The sequence below is a fragment of the Streptomyces sp. NPDC060031 genome, from assembly GCF_042736805.1.
Lineage (GTDB): Bacteria > Actinomycetota > Actinomycetes > Streptomycetales > Streptomycetaceae > Streptomyces.
Genome location: NZ_JBHWVM010000199.1, coordinates 1 through 2,315 on the forward strand (window position 1 = coordinate 1; position 2,315 = coordinate 2,315).

Consider the following 2,315-nt stretch of genomic DNA (forward strand, 5'->3'; position numbering starts at 1 on the left):
AAGGCGCTCCCGGCGCCGACGGAGTTCGTGGTGGCCGCCGAGTACGTGGCTCCGCGCACCGGGACCGAGGCGCGGCTCGCCGAGGCCTGGGCCACCGCGCTCGGCCACGAGCGGGTCAGCGTCGAGGACAGCTTCTTCGACCTCGGCGGCGACTCCATCCGCGCCATCGGGCTGGCCTCCGAGGTCCGCGCCGCGGGCTTCCAGGTCTCGGTGCCCGACATCTTCACCCACAACAGCGTGGCCGCCCTCGCCCGCCACCTGGACGGTCGCGAGGCCCCGGTCGCCACGGCCGTGGAGTACGTGCGGCCGTACGCCCTCCTCTCCGCCGCCGACCGGGCCGCGCTGCCCGCGGGCGTCGCCGACGCCTACCCGGTCTCCCAGGTGCAGCTCGGCATGCTCGTGGAGATGGACCTGGACGAGGAGCAGGCGGCGTACCACAACGTCGACGGCTTCGAGGTCCAGGACGACCGGCCCTTCGACGCCGCCGCCCTCAGGCGGGCCGCCGAGGAGCTCGTCGCCCGCCACGAGGTGCTGCGCACCGGCTTCGACCTGACCTCGTACGGCGCCCCCCTCCAGCTGGTCCACGCGAGCGCGCCCACCACGGTGGCGGTCGCCGATCTGTCGCTGCTGGACCCGCGGGCCCGCGAGCGGGCCGTCATCGCGCACGAACAGGCCGAACGGCAGGCGGTGTTCGCCGTCGCCGAGCCCCCGCTCGTCCGCTTCTCCGCGCACGTCCTGACCGCCGACACCTGGCACCTCACCCTCACCTACGCGCACCCCGTGCTGGAGGGCTGGAGCTACCACGCCCTCCTCGGTGAACTGCTCACCGTCTACCGGGAGATCCGTGACACGGGAGCCGTCCAGGCCCCCGGGGTGACCCCCGCCCGGTACGCCGACTTCATCGCGGGCGAGCTCGACTCCCTCGCCGACGCGGCCGACCGCGTCTACTGGCAGTCCGTCGTCGACGGCAACGCGGCCCTGGAGCTGCCCGCCGGCTGGGGCGGGGAGCCGGGTGTGCGCCGCTCCCCGGTCGCCTTCGGCGACCTGGAGCCGCGGCTGCGCGAGCTCGCCGCCGCGACGGGCACCTCGTTCAAGAGCGTGCTGCTCGCCGCACACCTGGCGGTGATGAGCCGGCTCACCCCCGAGCAGTCCTTCCACAGCGGCCTGGTGGCCGACGCCCGTCCCGAACTCCCGGGCTCCGAGCGGGTGCTGGGCATGCACCTCAACACCCTGCCGTTCGCCCACGACCGCAGCGCCGCGACCTGGAGCGAGCTCGTCGCGCAGGTCTTCGCCGCCGAGATCGCGGTGTGGTCCCACCGGCGCCACCCGCTGCCGGCCATCCAGCGGCTCGCGGGCGGCCGCCAGCTGCTGAACGTGTACTTCAACTACCAGGACTACGGGCGGGTCACCGACGGCAGCCTGGAGCACGCGGGCGCCTCCGCCCAGCTCGCGGACCCGCAGGAAGGTCCGACGGAGTTCCCGCTGACCGTCGCCACCCGCAAGGGGCACCTGGTGCTCACCGCGCACGGAGCGGTGCTCTCGCAGGAGAGCACCGATCGCATCGGAGCCATGTACCGCCTGGCCCTGGAGGCGATGGCGGCCGACCCCGAGGGCGACGCCCAGGCGCCGCTGCTGCCCGAGGGCGAGCGCGCCCGGGTGCTGGCGGAGGGCAACGACACCGCCACCGCCGCCGCGGCCGGGACCGTGCCGGAACTCTTCGCGGCGCGGGTCCTCGACACCCCGGAGGCGCAGGCCGTCACCTCCGCCGGCCGGTCCCTCTCGTACGGGGAACTGGACGCCCGCTCCAACCGGTTCGCCCGCCACCTGCTCGCCATGGGCGTCCGCCCGGGTGACGTGGTGGGTGTGCTGCTGGAGCGCGGTGTGGAACTGCTGGTCGCGCTGCTCGCCGTGCAGAAGGCGGGGGCGGCGTACCTGCCGCTCGACGCCTCGCACCCGGCTTCCCGGCTCGCCGGGATCGTCGCCGACGCCCGCCCCTCCGTCCTGGTCACCCAGGACGCGCTCGGGTCGCTGGCCGACGGGATCCACTCCGGGGAGTGGCTGCTGGTCGACGGCACGGACGCGACCGTCACCGCCGAACTGGACGCGGACCCGCTGGAGATCCCGGTCGACCCGGCTTCGGTGGCGTACGTCCTGTACACCTCGGGTTCGACGGGCAAGCCGAAGGGCGTGCAGGTCACGCACGGGGCACTCGGGAACCTGCTCGTCGGCATCCGCCGGGTGCTGGGCGAGGCCCGGGCCGACGAGTCCTGGCTGGCCTCCACGTCGGTGTCCTTCGACATTTCGGGGCTGGAGCT

Annotated in this window: 1 protein-coding gene; it reads left to right on the forward strand. The window is 74.4% G+C overall.

Annotation, left to right across the window (positions count from 1 at the left end):
* On the forward strand, nucleotides 1-2,315 hold a 2,315-nt coding region (locus tag ACFWB8_RS36965), incomplete at both ends, for a condensation domain-containing protein (protein ID WP_385237680.1).